This is a genomic window from Reyranella soli (assembly GCF_007992495.1).
Taxonomy (GTDB): Bacteria; Pseudomonadota; Alphaproteobacteria; order Reyranellales; family Reyranellaceae; genus Reyranella; species Reyranella soli.
The window spans coordinates 1-16,376 of the sequence record NZ_BKAJ01000114.1; the positions used below are offsets into that span (position 1 = coordinate 1).

General features: G+C 66.7%; 17 protein-coding genes. 5 read left to right on the top strand and 12 right to left on the bottom strand.

Features of this window, described 5'->3' with window-relative positions; all coding sequences use genetic code 11:
• The 7 genes from RSO01_RS48495 to RSO01_RS30335 form a co-directional block, all read right to left on the bottom strand.
• Nucleotides 1-258, bottom strand: a 258-nt coding sequence (locus RSO01_RS48495; protein WP_218037504.1) for a hypothetical protein, incomplete at its 3' end; no start/stop codon positions are given.
• A gap of 59 nt (nucleotides 259-317) precedes the next feature.
• Nucleotides 318-1,292: a dihydrodipicolinate synthase family protein gene (locus RSO01_RS30310; protein WP_170303464.1), complete on the bottom strand. Its 975-nt coding sequence runs from the start codon at nucleotides 1,290-1,292 to the stop codon at nucleotides 318-320.
• Nucleotides 1,293-1,296: 4 nt separating this feature from the next.
• Nucleotides 1,297-2,997 (bottom strand): hydantoinase B/oxoprolinase family protein, encoded by a 1,701-nt coding sequence (locus tag RSO01_RS30315; protein ID WP_170303465.1) that lies wholly within the window; start codon nucleotides 2,995-2,997, stop codon nucleotides 1,297-1,299.
• Between the two features lie 16 nt (nucleotides 2,998-3,013).
• Nucleotides 3,014-5,089, bottom strand: a complete 2,076-nt coding sequence (locus RSO01_RS30320; protein ID WP_147154307.1) for a hydantoinase/oxoprolinase family protein — start codon at nucleotides 5,087-5,089, stop codon at nucleotides 3,014-3,016.
• 6 nt (nucleotides 5,090-5,095) lie between these two features.
• Nucleotides 5,096-6,826, bottom strand: a complete 1,731-nt coding sequence (locus RSO01_RS30325; RefSeq protein WP_147154308.1) for a TAXI family TRAP transporter solute-binding subunit — start codon at nucleotides 6,824-6,826, stop codon at nucleotides 5,096-5,098.
• Nucleotides 6,802-7,935, bottom strand: a complete 1,134-nt coding sequence (locus RSO01_RS30330; protein WP_147154309.1) for a saccharopine dehydrogenase family protein — start codon at nucleotides 7,933-7,935, stop codon at nucleotides 6,802-6,804. The genes RSO01_RS30325 and RSO01_RS30330 overlap by 25 nt, the downstream gene beginning before the upstream one ends.
• Nucleotides 7,936-7,960: 25 nt before the next feature.
• Nucleotides 7,961-9,382, bottom strand: coding sequence for an MmgE/PrpD family protein (locus RSO01_RS30335; protein WP_170303466.1), 1,422 nt, complete (start codon nucleotides 9,380-9,382; stop codon nucleotides 7,961-7,963).
• A gap of 162 nt (nucleotides 9,383-9,544) precedes the next feature.
• On the opposite strand from RSO01_RS30335, the gene RSO01_RS30340 reads away from it, so the two are divergent.
• Complete coding sequence (locus RSO01_RS30340) at nucleotides 9,545-11,086, top strand: acetate--CoA ligase (RefSeq protein ID WP_170303467.1); 1,542 nt, start codon at nucleotides 9,545-9,547, stop codon at nucleotides 11,084-11,086.
• The gene (locus tag RSO01_RS30345; RefSeq protein WP_147154312.1) at nucleotides 11,083-12,048 is read left to right on the top strand and encodes a Bug family tripartite tricarboxylate transporter substrate binding protein; all 966 of its coding nucleotides are present in this window, start codon (nucleotides 11,083-11,085) and stop codon (nucleotides 12,046-12,048) included. Before RSO01_RS30340 ends, RSO01_RS30345 begins: the two co-directional genes overlap by 4 nt.
• An 18-nt stretch (nucleotides 12,049-12,066) precedes the next feature.
• Here the strand turns inward: RSO01_RS30345 and RSO01_RS30350 are convergent, their stop codons facing one another.
• A complete protein-coding gene (locus RSO01_RS30350; protein WP_147154313.1) occupies nucleotides 12,067-12,261 on the bottom strand; it encodes a hypothetical protein in 195 nt (64 codons plus the stop codon).
• A 169-nt stretch (nucleotides 12,262-12,430) separates the two neighbouring features.
• Here RSO01_RS30350 and RSO01_RS30355 point away from each other — a divergent pair, with 169 nt between their 5' ends.
• A complete protein-coding gene (locus RSO01_RS30355) occupies nucleotides 12,431-12,778 on the top strand; it encodes a hypothetical protein (RefSeq protein ID WP_147154314.1) in 348 nt (115 codons plus the stop codon).
• Between the two features lie 118 nt (nucleotides 12,779-12,896).
• Here RSO01_RS30355 and RSO01_RS30360 read toward each other — a convergent pair whose 3' ends face one another.
• The 3 genes from RSO01_RS30360 to RSO01_RS50270 form a co-directional block, all read right to left on the bottom strand.
• The gene (locus tag RSO01_RS30360) at nucleotides 12,897-13,136 is read right to left on the bottom strand and encodes a dienelactone hydrolase family protein (RefSeq protein ID WP_147154315.1); all 240 of its coding nucleotides are present in this window, start codon (nucleotides 13,134-13,136) and stop codon (nucleotides 12,897-12,899) included.
• A 227-nt stretch (nucleotides 13,137-13,363) separates the two neighbouring features.
• The gene (locus RSO01_RS47630) at nucleotides 13,364-13,501 is read right to left on the bottom strand and encodes a hypothetical protein (RefSeq protein WP_170303468.1); all 138 of its coding nucleotides are present in this window, start codon (nucleotides 13,499-13,501) and stop codon (nucleotides 13,364-13,366) included.
• Complete coding sequence (locus RSO01_RS50270; protein WP_445009153.1) at nucleotides 13,498-13,824, bottom strand: DUF7079 family protein; 327 nt, start codon at nucleotides 13,822-13,824, stop codon at nucleotides 13,498-13,500. The genes RSO01_RS47630 and RSO01_RS50270 overlap by 4 nt, the downstream gene beginning before the upstream one ends.
• A gap of 47 nt (nucleotides 13,825-13,871) precedes the next feature.
• Between RSO01_RS50270 and RSO01_RS30365 the strand changes: the two genes are divergently transcribed.
• On the top strand, nucleotides 13,872-14,375 hold the full coding sequence (locus RSO01_RS30365; RefSeq protein ID WP_147154316.1) for a tetratricopeptide repeat protein: 504 nt from the start codon (nucleotides 13,872-13,874) through the stop codon (nucleotides 14,373-14,375).
• A 514-nt stretch (nucleotides 14,376-14,889) separates the two neighbouring features.
• Here the strand turns inward: RSO01_RS30365 and RSO01_RS30370 are convergent.
• Nucleotides 14,890-15,594 carry an SH3 domain-containing protein gene (locus RSO01_RS30370; protein WP_147154317.1) on the bottom strand — a complete coding sequence of 235 codons (705 nt, stop codon included), beginning with the start codon at nucleotides 15,592-15,594 and terminating at the stop codon, nucleotides 14,890-14,892.
• A 182-nt stretch (nucleotides 15,595-15,776) separates the two neighbouring features.
• Here RSO01_RS30370 and RSO01_RS30375 point away from each other — a divergent pair, with 182 nt between their 5' ends.
• Complete coding sequence (locus RSO01_RS30375) at nucleotides 15,777-16,376, top strand: hypothetical protein (protein WP_147154318.1); 600 nt, start codon at nucleotides 15,777-15,779, stop codon at nucleotides 16,374-16,376.

The following is a 16,376-nucleotide window of genomic DNA, read 5'->3' on the forward strand; positions in this document are numbered from 1 at the left end:
TACTAGTACGGCGTCGCCCAGCGGGTCTCGGGTGTCGCATCGATGCGGCGGTGCCGCGCCTTGATCGTGTCGACCGGCACGGCGCTGACGAAGGCGTAGAAGGGTCCTGTTGCGGATCACATCGACCAGCCGCTCGCCAACCAGCTTTGGGTCGATGCCGGTCCGCGCCAGACGCTCCGCCATGACCGCGTCCGCGGTCGGACGCAGCTGCTGCGCCGCCTTGAGGATGGTCGCTTTCGTCCGCAACGTCGGCCACAAGGGCCCTCTTTCTCGGTCTCGGCGCACTTGGGTGCTCCTTTAGAGAGTGAAGCCATGCCTCAGTCTCTCAGCAGGCCGGCCTCGATCAGGATTGCCCGGCACTCCTCTACGTCCGTCGCGTCAGGATTGCTGAGCGGCGGCCGCACGCCGCCCGTCTTCATGCCGAGCAGTCCGGCAATCGTCTTAAACAGCGCCACATTGTGGAAGCCACGCGAGAAGTAGCGGCTCTGCAAACGCTCAGCGATCGCCACGATCTTGCGATTGTGGCGTGCCGCCTCGGCAAAGTCTCGCCGGAGGGCGGCCTCCAGAAAGGTGCCGCAATACGGCCTGGCCTCGGTCTGACACAGCACCGGCCGCGACGAACCGATCATGAATTTCGAAGCCCGATCGGGGAACGCCATCAGGCCGTAAAGGAAATACTCTTCCAGCGAGGTCGAGACAGCGATGCGGTCGCCGACACGCTCCAGCATCGCCGCAAAGCTCGCGAAGTTGAGCGTCGTGTCCTGCACGCCACAGAGCTGCGGCAGGTGCAACAGCCCCTCGACCTGGTCAGGCGCCAGATGGTAGCCCAACTCAGCGAGCGTCGTGCAGTAGACGACCATGCCGATGTCGACAGCATCGGCGACCTGCTCATAGAAGCCGCGTACACCGGCCGGAGTGCGCGGCCCGTAGTACGGCGGCCACACCATGGCGAGGTCGGCGCCGGCACGTTCGGCGTGGCGCGCGAAGGCGATCACGTTGCGTGCAGACGGATCGGAGCAGCCGACGACCACCGGCACGCGGCCAGCCACCGTCTCGAGCACGATGTCGACCAGTCGGCGGCGCTCGTCGTGCGTGAAGGTCCAGAACTCCTGGTGGATCGAGTTCACCGACAGGCCGCCGACGCCCGGGCGGCGCAGTGTCGCTTCGACATTGTGGCGCAGCCCCGCTTCGTCGATCTCGCCCGCGCTTTCGAATGGCGTGTACAGCACCGTCATGTAGCCACGCAGGTTGGCGCGCACCCACGTCCGGGCCTCTCCCCTTCCGTAACGCATGGCGTCAGCCGGCCGTGACCCGCTCGCCGCGCCGCGCCGCGACATCGACCCGCACGCCGTAGATGCGCTCGGCCTCGCTGGCATCGACCAAGCCGCCGCAGACATCCTCGACGATGTGGCCCACGTCGCGCTCCGCCGGATCGCCGAAGCCGCCGCCCCCCGGCACCGTCAGCACCAGGCAATCGTCGCCGCGCAATTCTATCTGCGTGCCCAGCACGACGCGCTTGCCGTTCACCTCGGCGATCGGCTCGGGTACCTCGGCGCCGCCTTCGAGACCGAAGATCGGCACGCCGAAACGGCCGCCGCGGACGCCGGCGAGCACCGGTCCGTCAAGGGCCGCATCGGTCGGGATGCGGATAGCGATGCGCTGGCCGAAGCCACCGCGATGGCGTCCGGCGCCAGCCGAGTTGGGAGCGAACGACTTGTGCTCAAACACGATCGGCGCCTCGCTTTCGATAACCTCAACCGGGATGCTGGCGACGTTGGCCGGATAGGAGATGCAGGAGATGCCGTCCTGGCCGCCGCGCGCGCCCAGGCCGCCGTTGAAGGTCACAACGGCGTAGAACGTGCGGCCGTCCTTGTAGCGGCCCGTGAAGTTGCCATACCACAACGGCGTCGAGCCGCTGCCCGCGATCAGCCGGTCGGGCACGGCCTGCGCCAGGCAGCGCATGATCAGTTCGGGCAGCATGTGGGCGATCACCGTGCGGCCCCAGGTCGCCGCCGGGAAGGTCGCGTTGAGCACCGAGCCCGCCGGCGCGTCGATCTCGATCGGCCGCAGGCAGCCTTCGTTGTTGGGAACCGACGGATCGAGCAGGCACTTCAACGGATAGACCGAATAGGAACGCGTCATGTTCAGCGTGACGTTGATGGCGCGCGGGATCTGGCCGGAAGTGCCGGTGTAGCTCAGCCGGATGGAGCCGTCGCGGATGGTGGCCTTGAGCTTCAGCGTCACCTCGCCGGTGTAACCGGCCACGCCGTTCAGCGTCATGCCGCTCTCGAACTCGCCCTCCGGCAGGGCACGGATGGCGCGCCGCATGCTGGCTTCGGAGCGCTCGACGATCTCGTCACCGAGCGGCTCGAGCGAGGCCAACCCCCCGGTGTCCATGATCTCGACCAACCGGACCGCCGCGGCGTGGCTCGCCGCGACCTGCGCGCGGATGTCGCCGATCACCTTGTCGGGGTCGCGTACGTTGGCGCGCACGAACTCGAACACAGCCGTCTCCGGCTCGCCGCCGCGCACCAGGCGCAGGATCGGGATCTTCAGCCCCTCCTCGTAGACGTCGCGGCTCTCCAAGGTTGCGAGCCGGCCCCCAACATTGAGATGATGCACGACGACCAGCACGTAGCCCACCAGCTCGTCCTTGCGAAAGACGGGCCGTGCAACCGTGATGTCGATCAGGTGGCCGGAAGCCAGCCAGGGATCATTGGTGACGAACACGTCGCCCGGCCGAGCCGCCTTGAACTCGGGGTGGCCAAGGAAGTTGGGAATGGTGAAGGGCAGGATGCCGAGCAGGCCCGGCGTCGAATGCGTCGACTGCGCCAGCATACGGCCATTGCGGTCGAACACCGCGCAGGCGTAGTCGTGGAAATCGCGGATCACGCTGGAGAACGAGGTGCGCACCAGCGTGGTCGCCGCTTCGTCCACCGCTGTGACCAGACGGCGCCACAGCAGCTCGATTTCCAGGGCATTGAGCGAGCTCGTCATCGCGGACTCCTTGGACTTAGGCGACATCGACTACCAGCATGCCGTACTCGTTGACCGAGAAGCCGCCGGCCGGGCCGATCAGGGTGGTGGTCTCGCGCTCCTCGACGAAGGCCGCGCCCTTGTAGACATGGCCGGCGCCCAGGCGATAGCGGTCGAACACGGGGCAGTCATGCATCCCGTCCTTGCCGAAATACGCCCGGCGGCTGCCCTTGCGCGCCTCCAGGACGTCGCTCTTGGCCGGCGGCACGAGCTGCGGCTCGAAGCGGTGCTCGGGCTGCAGCCTCGCCACGACCCGCACATTCACCAGCTCGATCTCGACGTCGGTGTAGACGCGGCCGTACTGCTGGCGATAGTGCGTCTCGAACTGCTCGACCAGCGACGACCGCTCCGGTTTCGGCGGGGCGCTGCCGGTCGGCAGCGCGATGCGGACATTGTAGCCCTGGCCGCGGTAGCGCATCTCGACCACGGTGGCGAACTCGACATTGCCCGCCGGGGCATTGAGCAGGGTGCGCGCCTCCGTGCCGAGTTCCTCTAGCACGCGCGCCAGCCCGTCCATGTCGAGCGTGGCGACAGCGGCCTTGACTGTGCGCGCCCGCTCGATCGCCAGATCCTCGACCAGCATGCCGAGCGCCGACATCACGCCCGCCGCCGGCGGCACGATGAGGCGCTTGATGCCGAGCTTGCGGGCCAGTCCGTAGGCATGGACAGGTCCCGCGCCGCCGTAAGCGATCATGGTCAGCGCACCGACGTCCTCGCCACGCTCGGCCAGATGCAGGCGTGCCGCCGAGGCCATGTCCTCGTTGGCGATCTCGTGGATGCCATGCGCGGCGTCGACCGTCTTCATGCCGGCCAGGCGGTCGGCGACGCCGCTCTTCACGGCAGCCTCTGCCTTGTCGGTGTGCAGCTTCATGCTGCCGCCGAGGAAATAGTCCGGGTCGAGATAGCCGAGGACCAGGTCTGCGTCGGTGACCGTGGGCTCCGTGCCGCCGCGACCGTAGCTCGCCGGGCCGGGCATGGCGCCGGCGCTGTGCGGCCCCACCTTCACCAGGCCGAGATGGTCGATGCGCGCGATGCTGCCGCCGCCGGTGCCGATCTCCAGCAGGTCGAACACCGGCACGCTGATGGCAAAGCCCGAGCCGCGCTTGAAGCGGTAGACGCGGGCGGCCTCGTATTCGTCGGTCACCAGCGCCTCGCCGCGCGCGATGGTGCAGAGCTTGGCCGTAGTGCCGCCCATGTCGAAGCACAGGAGGTCGCGGATGCCCAGGAGGTCACCCCACCAGCGCGCCGCGGCGACGCCGCCGGCCGGCCCGGATTCCAGGATCTTGATCGGAAACTCCTGGGCCACGCCGGTGGCGACCACGCCACCGCCCGACTGCATGACATAGAAATCGCCGCCGAAGCCACGCTCGGCCAGGCCGTCGGTGATGCGCTGCAGGTACTTGGCCACCACCGGCTTCACATAGGCGTTGGCCGTCGTCGTGCTGGTCCGCTCGTACTCCTTGATCTGCGGCAGCACGTCGCTCGACAGCGACACCGCGAGTTCCGGCGCATGCTCCGCCAGCACCCGCGCGACGGCGCGTTCGTTCGTCGCGTTGGCATAGGCGTGCAGGAAGCACACTGCCACCGAGCGCACGCCGGCGGCGCGCAGCATGGCGGCGATGGCCTGGATCTCCGACGGGTCGGGCGCCGTCTGTACGCGGCCGTCGACCAGCGTGCGTTCGGCCACCTCGAAGCGCAGGGCACGCGGCACCAGCGGCTTGGGATAGTCGATCTGCAGGTCGTAGACGTCGTAGCGCAACTCGTTGCGCATCTCGATGACGTCACGGAAACCCACCGTCGTGAGCAGCGCGGTCTTCACACCCTTCTGCTCGATCAGAGCGTTGATCACGAGCGTCGTGCCGTGCACCAGCTTGGCGGCGTCCGGCAGCAGGGTGCCCGTCTGCTCGGCCAGCAGCGCCAGCCCCTCGAAGATCCCCTCCGACGGATCGTGCGGCGTGGTCAGAGTCTTCTCCAGCCGCAGCGAGCGCGTGCGGTCGTCGATGACGACGAAGTCCGTGAAAGTGCCGCCGATATCGGTGCCGATGCGAAACATGCCTGACTATCTCTCCCCGGCCTTGGCGCGTGAGCCTGCGTGGCGTGGCAAGCTGCGCTCGCCGCGATTGGAATTGGAGGCCGCCGCCACCCCCATCTCCTCGAAGAAGCGGGCCGCGCCGGCGTGCAGCGGCGCCGTCAGCCCGTCGATGGCGAACTGGGCGTCGACGCGCCCGTAGGCTGGCGACGCGGTCTGCATCAGCTCGGCGCGATGATGATAAAGCGATCGCGCGACGGCATAGACCTCGTCGTCCGGCGTGTCGGCGCGGCAGGCAAGCACCGTCGGCACGGCCAGCGTCCTGCCGTCTTCGCCGAGCCAGCGCGGATATCGGGCATGAGGGACGCGGCCGCTGCGGTAGCCTGGATTGCCCTCAGTCAGGCGGTCCATGGTCGCCGGGTCAAGGAAGCCCAGCGCCGTGCCGGGCGTCGCGGCAAGCTCCCGCACCAGGGCGTTCGACGGATTGCTAAGCCAGAAGAGCACGTCGACGTTGCCGGCCATGAACTGCCGCCGCCCTTCGGGATAATCGAAGTGCAGCGTCTCGCCGCCCCGCCGCCGGCTAGCATTCTTCGGCAGGACGCCGAGAAGCTGGTCGAAGAGCTGCGCCGCCGAGAAGCCCCGTTCCCCGGGCGAGACGCGCAGACGCGCCAAGGCCTCCGGAACGTCCCTCGCGGCATCTTCGCGGATGATGATGAAGAGCTGCAGATCGGCCAGGTTCATCACCGCCCGCAGGCCATCGTGCCGGCGCTGGAACGGCGCCCTGCCTTCGCGCGCATCGTACAGGCTGGATGCCGTGGTCAGCGCGTAGGCGCCCAGACCGCGATCCAGATCCTCGAGGTTCTGCCCGCCGCCGCCCGAGGCCGGCGTCACCATCAGCCCCGGCGCGTCGCGGCTCAGGAGCTCGCTGATCAAGGTCACCGCGTCGCGCCAGCTTCCGACGCTCGAGCCGCCAAGGATCTTGGCGCCCAGCCGCTGCGACAGCCGCGAGGCGGCACTGCGGACCTGCTCGCCCAGGATGGCGTCGCGGCCCACGCCCAGCCGGCTGAGCGGGACGACCAAGCCGACGCTGCCCACCGGATGACCAGAGGAATCGCGCACCGCCGCCGCGACGGTCGCCATGCCGGCCTCCGTCGAACGCACCAGCGCAACGCCCGTCCGTTCCGCCTCGCCGAGCGCGCCGTGCAACGTCACAACCCCGCGTTCGCCGGTCGCGGCCAGTGCCGCCATCCGCTCTTCGCCGCGCAGGCTCGCCAGGACGGCGACGCCGAAAGCGCTCTCGCCCAGGGTCTCGCGCGTACCGATGGCGGAGCCCTGCCGGGCCGCCGGGGTCGTCTCCTGCTCGGCGATATAGGCGACACGCCAGCTCTCCGGATCGAAGGTCGCGAGCCGGCAGCCTTCGCCGCTGTAGTCAGCAAGCTGCCGCAGCAACGGCAGCGCCGCGTGACGCAGGCCGTCGCGATGGAGCACCGCGGCTGACAGCCGCACGAACTCCGGCCCGGCGCTGTACTTCTGCCGCGTCCGGTCATAGCGCACGAAACCGTCGGCGCGCAGGCTCGCCAGCACGCGATGCATGGTGCTGGGAGGCTCGCCCAACGCCGCCGCCAGCTCGCGCACGCCCCACTGCTCCTGGCCGTCGACGAACGCCTTCAGCGTCGCCAGCGCCTTGGCGACCGACGCGACGGGGGACTCCGCGTTGCGGCGGCTGCCGGCGGCGCTCAGCGACTTTCTTTTTCGAGCCATAGCCCCCTCGCCTGAAGGTAGCTGAGGCAGCGCTCGACCTGTTCATCGCTAAACTGCTCGGGGCCGCAAATTCCCTTCTCGGCGAACTCGCCATGGGCGACAAGCTGGGCAGCGAAGGCCGTCGGCAGCGCGGTCATGCGGCCCTGCGGTGCGGCGTCCCAACCCGGCTTGTGGCCCATCGTCATCTCCAGGCTGCGCGTGCCGTCGCTGACGCGCACGCGCATGATGTAGAGCGCCTGCAGGCCGGCCGGCTTGGGCTTGCCGTCGCCCATCAGCGCCTGGCGCAGGATCGGCTGGAAGTTCTCCTGGCGCCCGTTCACCGTCACCTCGAGGTCGGGATTGAGCAGGCCGAACTGTGACAGCGCCCGCATCAGCGCCATGATGTCCTTGTGATAGGTGCCGCGCACGACGACACGTCGTGCGTTGGGCACGTAGCGCGGCACCGTCAGCGGCTCGGAGTGCGGCGTGTAGGGCAGTACGATCTCCTCGTCGAGCCCCTTGAAGCGCGTATGGATGACACCGCTGAACGGCGGGTGCAGCGTGACCTCGCCGTTCTCGTAGACCGCGACGCGCACGGGATCCCGGAACTGGCGCAGCGCCGTCTCGAGGAGTCCTTCCGTGGGATTGATCGACCGATGCGTGACGTACTCGCAGTCAATGTCGACCGGTCCGGAGAACTGGCGCGCGCCGTAGCCCGCCAGCATGTTGGTGAGGCCGGGACTGACGCCCTCGCCGATCAGCGCGGCGATGCCGGCCGCCTTGGCCGCGTCGTGCCGCTCCAGCCGCTCGGCCATCAGCAGCGTGCCATGCACGTCGATGTAGGGCACCTTGGCCGCGATCGCCGCGTCCAGGATCTCCAGGCAGCGCGCGCCGAACGTGCAATTGATCACCACAGCAGCACCAGCCAGCAGCGGCACGAGGGTCGCGGGATCGGTCGCCTCGGCTCGCTTGGTGGCGACCCGGCCGCCCTTGGCGTCGAGCGCCGCGGCTGCCTTCAGTGCGCCGTCCTCGGAGTCCACGGCCAGGAAGCGGGACTTGGGGTCGGCGTCCAGCACGTCGCGAATCAGCGCCCGCCCGATGCTGCCGGCACCGATCAACACATAAAGCATCTCGTATCCTCTCTATATCTGGCCGTCAGGCGACGGCGCACACACTGCCCTGGCCCGACTGGCAGAGCCGCACCAGGCTTCCCGGATCGTCCAGCGTCTCGATGGTGCACACCGAATCGATCAGCAGCTCCGCGCCGTTCCAGCCCGGCATGCCGAGCGCGGCGCACAGCCGGAATTTCTCGGCGACGTCGTCGTAGCTCATCGGATTCTTCGGATGGCCCTTCACGAACTCGACAGTGCGCTGGACGGTGCGCCCGGCGCGGTCCTTGACCGTCACCACGCCGGGCATCGGGAACACGCCCCGCCCCTCGCCCTGCGCCGCGAGATCGAGCACGGCCTCCACGCGCGGCAACAGGGCGCGCGCCTTGGCATCGGCAAGGCCCGCCGGCTGGAAGGTGTCGAGCCCGACCCCGCGGTTGGCCGCGGCGTAAGCCACGGTGAAGGGCAGGCTGAACTGCGCATCAGTGAGGCTTTGCGGGTTCCATTTGCGCTCGCGCGACAGGCACACCAGGTCGTGCACCTCGCGATTGGTCACCTGGACCTTGATGCTCTCGATGTCCTCGGGAGCGACATCGAGGGAGCGCACGGCCTCGACTGTGGCCTCGATCGGACCGTGCGTGTACTTGCAGCAGGGATAAGGCGGCTTGATCGACGGCTCGAGCATCAGCCAGCGATCGCGACCCAGCCCTTCGACCAGGGCGCTGCGGTCGTACTTGCCGCGATGGTAGACGGGATAGTAGCCGAACCGCCCCTCCAGGATCTCCGCCGAGCCGGTCAGGCCATGCGCCGCCATCAGCGCCGAGAGCACTCCGCCCTCGGCCGCCACGCCCTGCATCAGGCGCACGGTCATGGCGCCGGCGAGGTAGCCCTGCTGGTTGCCGGCAACGCGGGCGTGGGCGATGCCTAGCGCGTGCCGCGTCTGATCCTTCGACAAGCCAAGCAGCCGCGCCGCCGCCAGCGCCGCACCATAGAAGCCGCACTGATAGCTCATCGAGCTGCCGGTTTCGCTGAAGCTGATGCGCGGCGCGCTCGACAGCCGGCACACCATCTCGGCACCGACCGTCACGGCGGTGATGATCTCCTGGCCGCTGACGCCGCCCTTCGCCTCGGCCACCGCCAGCACGGCGGGCACGATGTTCGCGTTGATGTGGCAGGTATTCTGTTCGTGGACATCATCGAGGTCCCAGGCCCGTGCGGCGACACCGTTCAGCAGCGCGGCATGTCCCATCGGCAGCTTCCGGCCGGCCGAAATCGCGGTCGCCTCCGGAGTGCCGCCCCAGCCGGCATAGAGCTCCGTCAGGCCGGTCATCCCCTCGCCGCGCACGCCCGCCGCCATGGCCGCCAGCGTGTCCAGGATCGCAAGCCGGGTCCGCTCGATCACCGGCTCCGGCAAGGTCTCGAAGGAGGCAGTCAGCCCGAACTCCAGCAGGTCCTCGATCGCGTCCACGCCAGCCCCTTCTGTCCCATTGAATGGAACAGCCGCTGTATGTAGCATTCTGGAGGGGAATGCAAGATGATGCTGAGTGGCCCAAAAATTGCGATGAAATCAGCGTTCGAGCCAGACGGTTTGTTCGTGGTACCTGATCGTTTCAATTTTGCTTCCGATGTAATGTACCAGATCACGGAACGAGCACCGTCGGCGACGGCGCTGATCGCCGTCGACCGGGCGGGCCATGCCGAGCGCTGGAGCTTTTCGCGCGTCGCGGAAGCCGCGCAGGGCCTGGCGGCGACCCTCTCCGCGTCGGGCCTCGTCGCCGGCGACCGTGTGCTGATCCTGATGCCGCGCATCGCGCAATGGCAGGTGGCGATGCTTGCCTGCCTGCATCTCGGCGTCATTCCGGTGCCATGCGTCACACAGGTCAGCGCCGCCGAGGTCGACTACCGCGTCGCGCGCAGCGGCGCGGTCGGCGCCATCACCGACCGCCGCTTCCTCGACAAGCTCGCCGGCCCGCAGGATCGCCTGCGCGTCCGCCTCGCCTGCGGCGGCGGCGACGGCTGGCAGGATCTCGATGCGGCGACGCGCTCGACGGCATCCGCTCCGCCGCCCGCCGCGATGCCGGCCGAGGCGCCGGCGCTGATGTACTTCACCTCCGGCTCGTCGGGCCCGCCGAAGCCGGTCCTGCATGCCGCGCGAGGGCTCTATGTGCGCAGCCGCCAGCCCTGGGCGCAGCTCGGCATCGCCGATGGCGACGTCATCTGGACCACGAGCGACACCGGCTGGACACGCGCTGCGAGCTGCCTGCTGTTCGGCGCCTGGATGAACGGCGCGACGGCGGTGATGCATGACGGCGCGACCGATTCACTGGCCAAGCTCGAGGCGTTGGAGAGATTCGCGGTGAGCTGCTTCGGCGCGGTGGCGACGGAGCTGCGCCTGATCATGGCGCAGACGGCGCCGCGTCCCCTGCCCGCTCTGCGCTTCACGCTGTCGGCGGGCGAGGCCATGACGGCCGAGCTGGCGCACGGCTGGCGCGCCTTCTCAGGTGCGCCCTTGCTTGTCGGCTACGGCCAGACCGAGACCCCGACCGCGACCCTCACCGAGCCCAACGCCGAGCCGTTGAACGGCATGATCGGCCGGCCGATGGAGGGCAACCGCGTGACGGTGCTCGACGAGGCCGGCAACGAGGCCGCGCCCGGCGTCCCGGGCCAGATCGCCTTCGACCGCAGCGATGCCGGGCTGATGCTGGGCTACTGGGACGATGGCGCCTGCAGCCTGCCGGTGCGGCACGGTCATTGGTATCTCACCGGCGACACCGGCTCGCGCGACAGCGTGGGCAACATCTTCTTCGTTGGCCGCGACGACGACATCATCAGCTCCGGCGGCTACCGCATCGGCCCGACCGAGGTCGAGAACGCCCTGATGGCGCATCCCGCCGTCGCCGAATGCGCCGTGGCCGCAAGCCCCGACGCGCTGCGCGGGGAGGTGGTGAAGGGCTTCGTCGTTCTGCGGCCAGGCCATGCGCCGTCCGATACGCTGGCCGCCACCCTGCAGCAGCACGTGAGGCAGGCCATCGCGCCCTACAAATATCCGCGGCGCATCGACTTCGTCGACGCCCTGCCGCGCACCGCCTCCGGAAAGCTTTCGCGGCGCCTGCTGCGCGAGTCGGAGTTCAAGTCCCAGTACGTCACCTCCCCGAAAGGAACTCCTCGATGAGACGATTGTTTCTGATCGCCGCCGCCCTGCTCATGGGCGTCCTCGCCTCGACCGCCCACGCCCAGTCTTATCCGAACAAAATGGTGCGCATCATCGTCCCCTATCCCGCGGGCGGCGCCACGGACATCCTTGCGCGCATCCTGGGCGAAAAGCTGACGCCGATGCTGGGCCAGACCTTCATCGTCGAGAACAGGCCCGGCGCTTCAGGCAATCTCGGCTTCGGCTACGTCGCCAAGGCCGATCCCGACGGCTACACGCTGCTGATGGGCACGGCCAACATGACCATCGCACCGGCCTTCTCCGACAACCTGCCCTACAATCCCCTGAAGGACTTCGCGCCGGTGGCGACCGTTGTCTCCTCGCAGAACCTGCTGGTCGTGCGCCCCGACCTGCCGGCCAAGGACGTGAAGGAGCTGATTGCCTACGCCAAGGCCAACCCGGGCAAGCTGAACTTCGGCTCGTCGGGTATCGGCACGCCGCTCCTGTCGATGGAGCTGCTGAAGAGCCTGGCCGGTATCGACATCGTGCACGTTCCCTACAAGGGCGACACGCCGGCCCTGCAGGACCTGATGGCCGGCCAGATCGACCTGTACTGCTCGACGATCACCGCCGAAGTGCCTTATGTGCGGGCCGGCAAGCTGCGCGCGCTGGGCGTCACCTCCAACAAGCGCGCGGCCTCGCTGCCCGATGTCCCAACCATCGCCGAGGCCGGCGTGCCGGGCTACGAACTGGCTTCGTGGTACGGCATCCTCGCTCCGGCCGGCACGCCCAAGGAGATCGTCGACAAGCTGCACGACGCGATCGCCAAGATCGTCGCCATGCCGGATGTCACCGCCAAGATCATCGAAGGCGGCTCCGACCCGATGGTGCTGACGCCGGCCGCCTTCATGGACCGCCTGCGCGCCGACGTCGCCAAGTTCGGCAACCTCGTAAAGAAGGCCGACATCAAGGTCGATCCCTGAACGCGTGACGGCCTCGGACTACTCCGGCTCGACGGCGGCGATCCTCGCGATCGCCGCATAGCGATCGACCTCCATCTTGATGAAGGTCGCGAACTCGGCCGGCGAATCGCTCCTGGGATCAACGCCAAGCGGCGCGAACCGTGCCTTGACCTCCGACTGCGCCCGGATGAACTGAAGGAGACAATCCTCAGCAGAAACTGGGCTGCGCGGCACACCACAAACCGCTGTGCCTACCGCAAACCATATCCGGCAATAATGATATGAAATCCACCGAGGATCGTCTGAGCAGCGAGCTGACCGAGCCACTGGACGGCCCGATGGCTCCGCGCATCAACTAGCCGATCTCGTTGCTCAGGCCAGCCCGAATAGTAAGGACAGCCGCATGTCGTCGCGTTTTGTGCTGGGCGCGCTTTGCGCCGTCCTCACCATCACCATCTGGGCGGGTTGGCTGGTCGTGATGGGTGTGGGCATGGCGAGCAATCTATCCGTTGTCGACCTGATCGCGCTGCGTTTCGCCGTCGCCGGAATCGTCATGGTGCCGGTGGTGATGCGACGCGGCTGGGCGCTCGACAAGCTCGGCTGGACGGGCTTCGCTGTCATTGCCATTGGCGCCGATGCGGCCTACACGCTCGTCGTCGGCGCAGGCCTCGCCTTCGCGCCGGTGGCGTACGCCAGCGCCTTCACCCAGGCATACGGCGACACGATCGTCCCGCCCGAGCATCCGGGGTAGTAAGCGACTGCCGCCTGATGACTGTCCTCCCAGCCCTGCGTGAGGAAGGTATGGCCGCGCAAGAGAGCCCATATCAGCGAATCGTAGGAGGCCAGCCTGTGTCCTTCTGGGAGAGCGGCTACAAGGGGCTCCCGGTAGATGGGGCTGGTGTTTGCGCATCAAGGAAAGCCTTCGTCATCGCGAACGAATCAGCCGCCGCTTCGGCATTGCCGCCAAACATGTAGCCAAGCGGGGAGGGCCTGGGTACGCCGCCGATGTCGAAGGCGTGCACCGCACCGGGATAGACCTTGATGGTGGGCGGACGGGCTTGGTTGGCTCTCGCCGCAACCGTCTTGATGCAGCGGTCGGCCGTAGTCACGGCGCAGTCCAAGCTACGGGAATACGGTTACGCGACCTTCGCGGTCGACAGCTTCGCCACGTGCCGCCTGAAAGAGGCTTGCTCCTTTGCCTCCCCGAGCTGGGCCCGGTGCAACGCGTGCCCGATGTCTACGGCGCGCTCAAGATCCTCGCCACGCATCCCAAACTCCAGGCAGACCGCATCGCCCTTTGATTGTGTGATGAGTCGAAAAATGGTGGTGGCAAAAACTACACTTTGACATCGACCTCGTCGCGGCGCTCGACGCTGAGGGCGCCGACCGCGCACTGCGCGACATCGACGCGGTGACGGCGGCAATCCTCGCGTAACCCTTTGTCGACCGGACTCGCGTCATCGTCGGAGGTCACTCGCGCGGCGGCATCCTCGCCCTGGCCTGGAGCGGCGCACATCCGAACGTGCCTGTTGCCGTTGTCAACTTTGTCGGTGGGTGGTGCTCGGGAACGGCGGAAGCGCGAAGCCGCCCGGCAATAGACTCGTAGTCCTGGCACTGAAGCTCCGTGTCGAGAAAAAGCTGCGACAGCCCGTGCCAGACCGGCGATCGTCGATCGATATCCGATTGGCTCAGCATCCCACAACAATAGCTCATCCATGAGCGCTTAGCACTCCTGCGCAATCGCACCCCTGAACCACCGTATCCCAATCGTCTGTCGCATAGTCCCATCTGGGACATGCGTTGGCTCCGCCTTTAGACCTACACGTGCTGTCGATGATCTAAGCTTGAGCAAGATCGCAGTGGAGGGCGTCACTATGGTGCCGATGCGGATGTTCAGGACAATCGCCTCGGGGCTCGCGATAGGTTTGACTTCGCCGGCAGTGGCGCAAACGCTTGAAGACGCTGCGGCGCGTATCCGTCCCCTTGCCGAGCAAGGGCAGGCACGTTGGCAAAATATGCTGGGGACTTGCTACGAATCCGGCATTGGCGGCGTCTCGCAAGACTACGCCGAGGCGCTGAAGTGGTTCCGCAAGGCCGCAGAACAGGGATACGGGGATGCGTTCGCGAACATGGCCGACTTGTATGCGGGAGGCCATGGCGTGCCGCAGAATTATGTTTTGGCCTACATGTATGTGGAGTTGGCATCGGCGCAGCACGCCGAGACCCAAATTTTAAAAATGACGCGCGCGGTAGTTCTGAAAAAAGTGACGAATGCGCAAATAGTCGAAGCGAAAAGGCTGGCTGCCCAATGTTTGAGCGCGAACTTCAAGGGCTGTGAGAAAATGTGACTGATACCAAACCGGCCAGCGCCCGCGATGTCCGGTTTGGTCATTTGCGACCAGGTCGAGCGAGCAGCAAGTCCGGCCATGTCCGCTGTGTCGCCGAAGCGGAAGTAACTTCAGAGCGACGTCGAACGACAGACCACGCGAGTCGCACGTCTAATACGGGCGACTCGCGCGGTCCGCCAATTCACATGAGAGGAGGCCCAAGAAACGCTGCCTGCTTGGACAGTTGAGTTCGGGTAAATGGCGCGCCCGAAGAGATTCGAACTCCTAACCTTCTGATCCGTAGCTAGAAGGCCAGAAATCGTTAAATCATTGATATTGGGGCATCTTTGAATGCTCATGTCACACGCTTTAGGTCACTTGCTGCGTCAGAATCGGCCCTTTGTCGCACGTCATTCTCTACTGGAACACAAGGATCCGTCCGCCAGCATGGGTCCGAGGCTGCATTTACTGTTGGCAGAGGAACGCGCGCCCGGGCCGAGTGGCGGACGGCGACTGAAGGTCGGAGCTGAGGCGATCACTCCGGCGGCAGTGGCGCGGGCGGCGACCATGGCGTGTCTGGGTAGGGGCAGACTGCAAACTGCTCGGGACAGGTCCCGTCAGCCCAGCCACGCACGGCCCCCTTCGGCGCACCGCTCTCGAGGAGCGGTTTCATGCCCTTCTCCAGCGCGACCTCGACCTGCACCCAGTCGCCGGAACAGGCAATGATGCGGCGCATCTTCACGTGCTGCGGGTCGGTGAGAGGGATCCCTTGTTTGTCGAGAACGCGCAGATCGATGACGTCCGCTGATTGCTCATTTGGGGCTTGCTTGAGCATGTTGCGCAACAGGCCCGCCGTCAGCATGCTCCCCGCGACCCAGCCGCGGCCGCTGTAGGGCTTTGGCCGGTGCGGCGACAGGTTGGTCTCGTCGTAGACGGGCCCGTCCCCCACTTCGATCAGAAACCAGTCCTTGTGGTAGCCAATCACGTGGATTACCGCCAGGACCCGCTCACCGCCAATGTCCACCGGCGGCAGACGGCCGAGGACACGAGCGTTTCGGTCCGGTGCTTCGCGTACATTGAGACCGGCCGGGTCGGGGTCGTTGCTGAGCGCGTTGAACTTGCAGGCTGTCACGCCAGCTGGCAAGGGCGTGGACGGAGCGCCCTGCGCGGACGCACCAATCGGATGGAACGCACCGAGACCAAGCGCAACCAGCATCCAGCGCAGCGATCGGTTGGGCATCACCACCTCAGCGTGTAATTGGCCAACGGTCCCATGCCGACTGCGATGCGTCAACTTTCAGACGGGCGGGGGTGGTCCCTCGGCGCTGCATGTCTGGACTTAAGCGCTGTAGCGAGACGTCGCTTGCCGGTTCAGATGAGGCATGAAAAGGTCCAAATCAGCAAGGGATGCCAGGACTGGGCATGCAGGACGCCAATCCTTCCGCGCCAGACAATGTCACTACCAGCTTCGCTCTGCCAACGTCGAGCACGGGTGGGCATGGTCATGGCATCGTCGTGGAAAGCTGCGCACTCGCCTGGACCGTCGGTTCGCTTGTGCGCCGGCGGACATTCGATGACATCGCCGCGATGGAACTGGAGCTGGAACGGAGTGCTGAAGAGCCGTTCGTGAGATGCGACATCCTGTTCACCGAGGGCGAGTGCCTCGGGATGCTGATTGAGCTGAACAGAGCGAAGGACATTGCGATCTATCGAGCGTTCGTGACGGAACTCTTCGAGCGGCTCGGCCCTGCGCAACGGCAACGCATCATCTTCCGAGAAGGCGCAAGCCCGGCCAGCCGAGTGCTGTCGATCGTACTCTGTGTCGTCCTCCTGCTTACGCTCCTTGGAGTGCTGCTGTTTGGTGTCGCGTCGGGAGCGTTCTTCGAGGAGGAAAACGCGTGGCTGGGAATCCCTCTAGTCCTGCTGTTTGTCTTCGTGCTCTCTGGAATATTGCGGCGAACCTTGAAGAGCGAGCAAAAGACCTACGACCCTGAGACCCTCTCTCAGCGCTGTCTGCCGTAA

Excerpts from the sequence above, each read along its gene's own strand:
- RSO01_RS50270 (WP_445009153.1), bottom strand. The coding sequence starts at position 13,824 with ATGTCCCAGATGGGACTATGCGACAGACGATTGGGATACGGTGGTTCA.
- RSO01_RS30330 (WP_147154309.1), bottom strand. The coding sequence starts at position 7,935 with ATGCTTTATGTGTTGATCGGTGCCGGCAGCATCGGGCGGGCGCTGATT.
- RSO01_RS30345 (WP_147154312.1), top strand. The coding sequence starts at position 11,083 with ATGAGACGATTGTTTCTGATCGCCGCCGCCCTGCTCATGGGCGTCCTC.
- RSO01_RS30355 (WP_147154314.1), top strand. The coding sequence starts at position 12,431 with ATGTCGTCGCGTTTTGTGCTGGGCGCGCTTTGCGCCGTCCTCACCATC.
- RSO01_RS30370 (WP_147154317.1), bottom strand. The coding sequence starts at position 15,594 with ATGCCCAACCGATCGCTGCGCTGGATGCTGGTTGCGCTTGGTCTCGGT.
- RSO01_RS30310 (WP_170303464.1), bottom strand. The coding sequence starts at position 1,292 with ATGCGTTACGGAAGGGGAGAGGCCCGGACGTGGGTGCGCGCCAACCTG.
- RSO01_RS30320 (WP_147154307.1), bottom strand. The coding sequence starts at position 5,089 with ATGTTTCGCATCGGCACCGATATCGGCGGCACTTTCACGGACTTCGTC.
- RSO01_RS30315 (WP_170303465.1), bottom strand. The coding sequence starts at position 2,997 with ATGACGAGCTCGCTCAATGCCCTGGAAATCGAGCTGCTGTGGCGCCGT.
- RSO01_RS30340 (WP_170303467.1), top strand. The coding sequence starts at position 9,545 with ATGTACCAGATCACGGAACGAGCACCGTCGGCGACGGCGCTGATCGCC.
- RSO01_RS30375 (WP_147154318.1), top strand. The coding sequence starts at position 15,777 with ATGCAGGACGCCAATCCTTCCGCGCCAGACAATGTCACTACCAGCTTC.
- RSO01_RS30325 (WP_147154308.1), bottom strand. The coding sequence starts at position 6,826 with ATGGCTCGAAAAAGAAAGTCGCTGAGCGCCGCCGGCAGCCGCCGCAAC.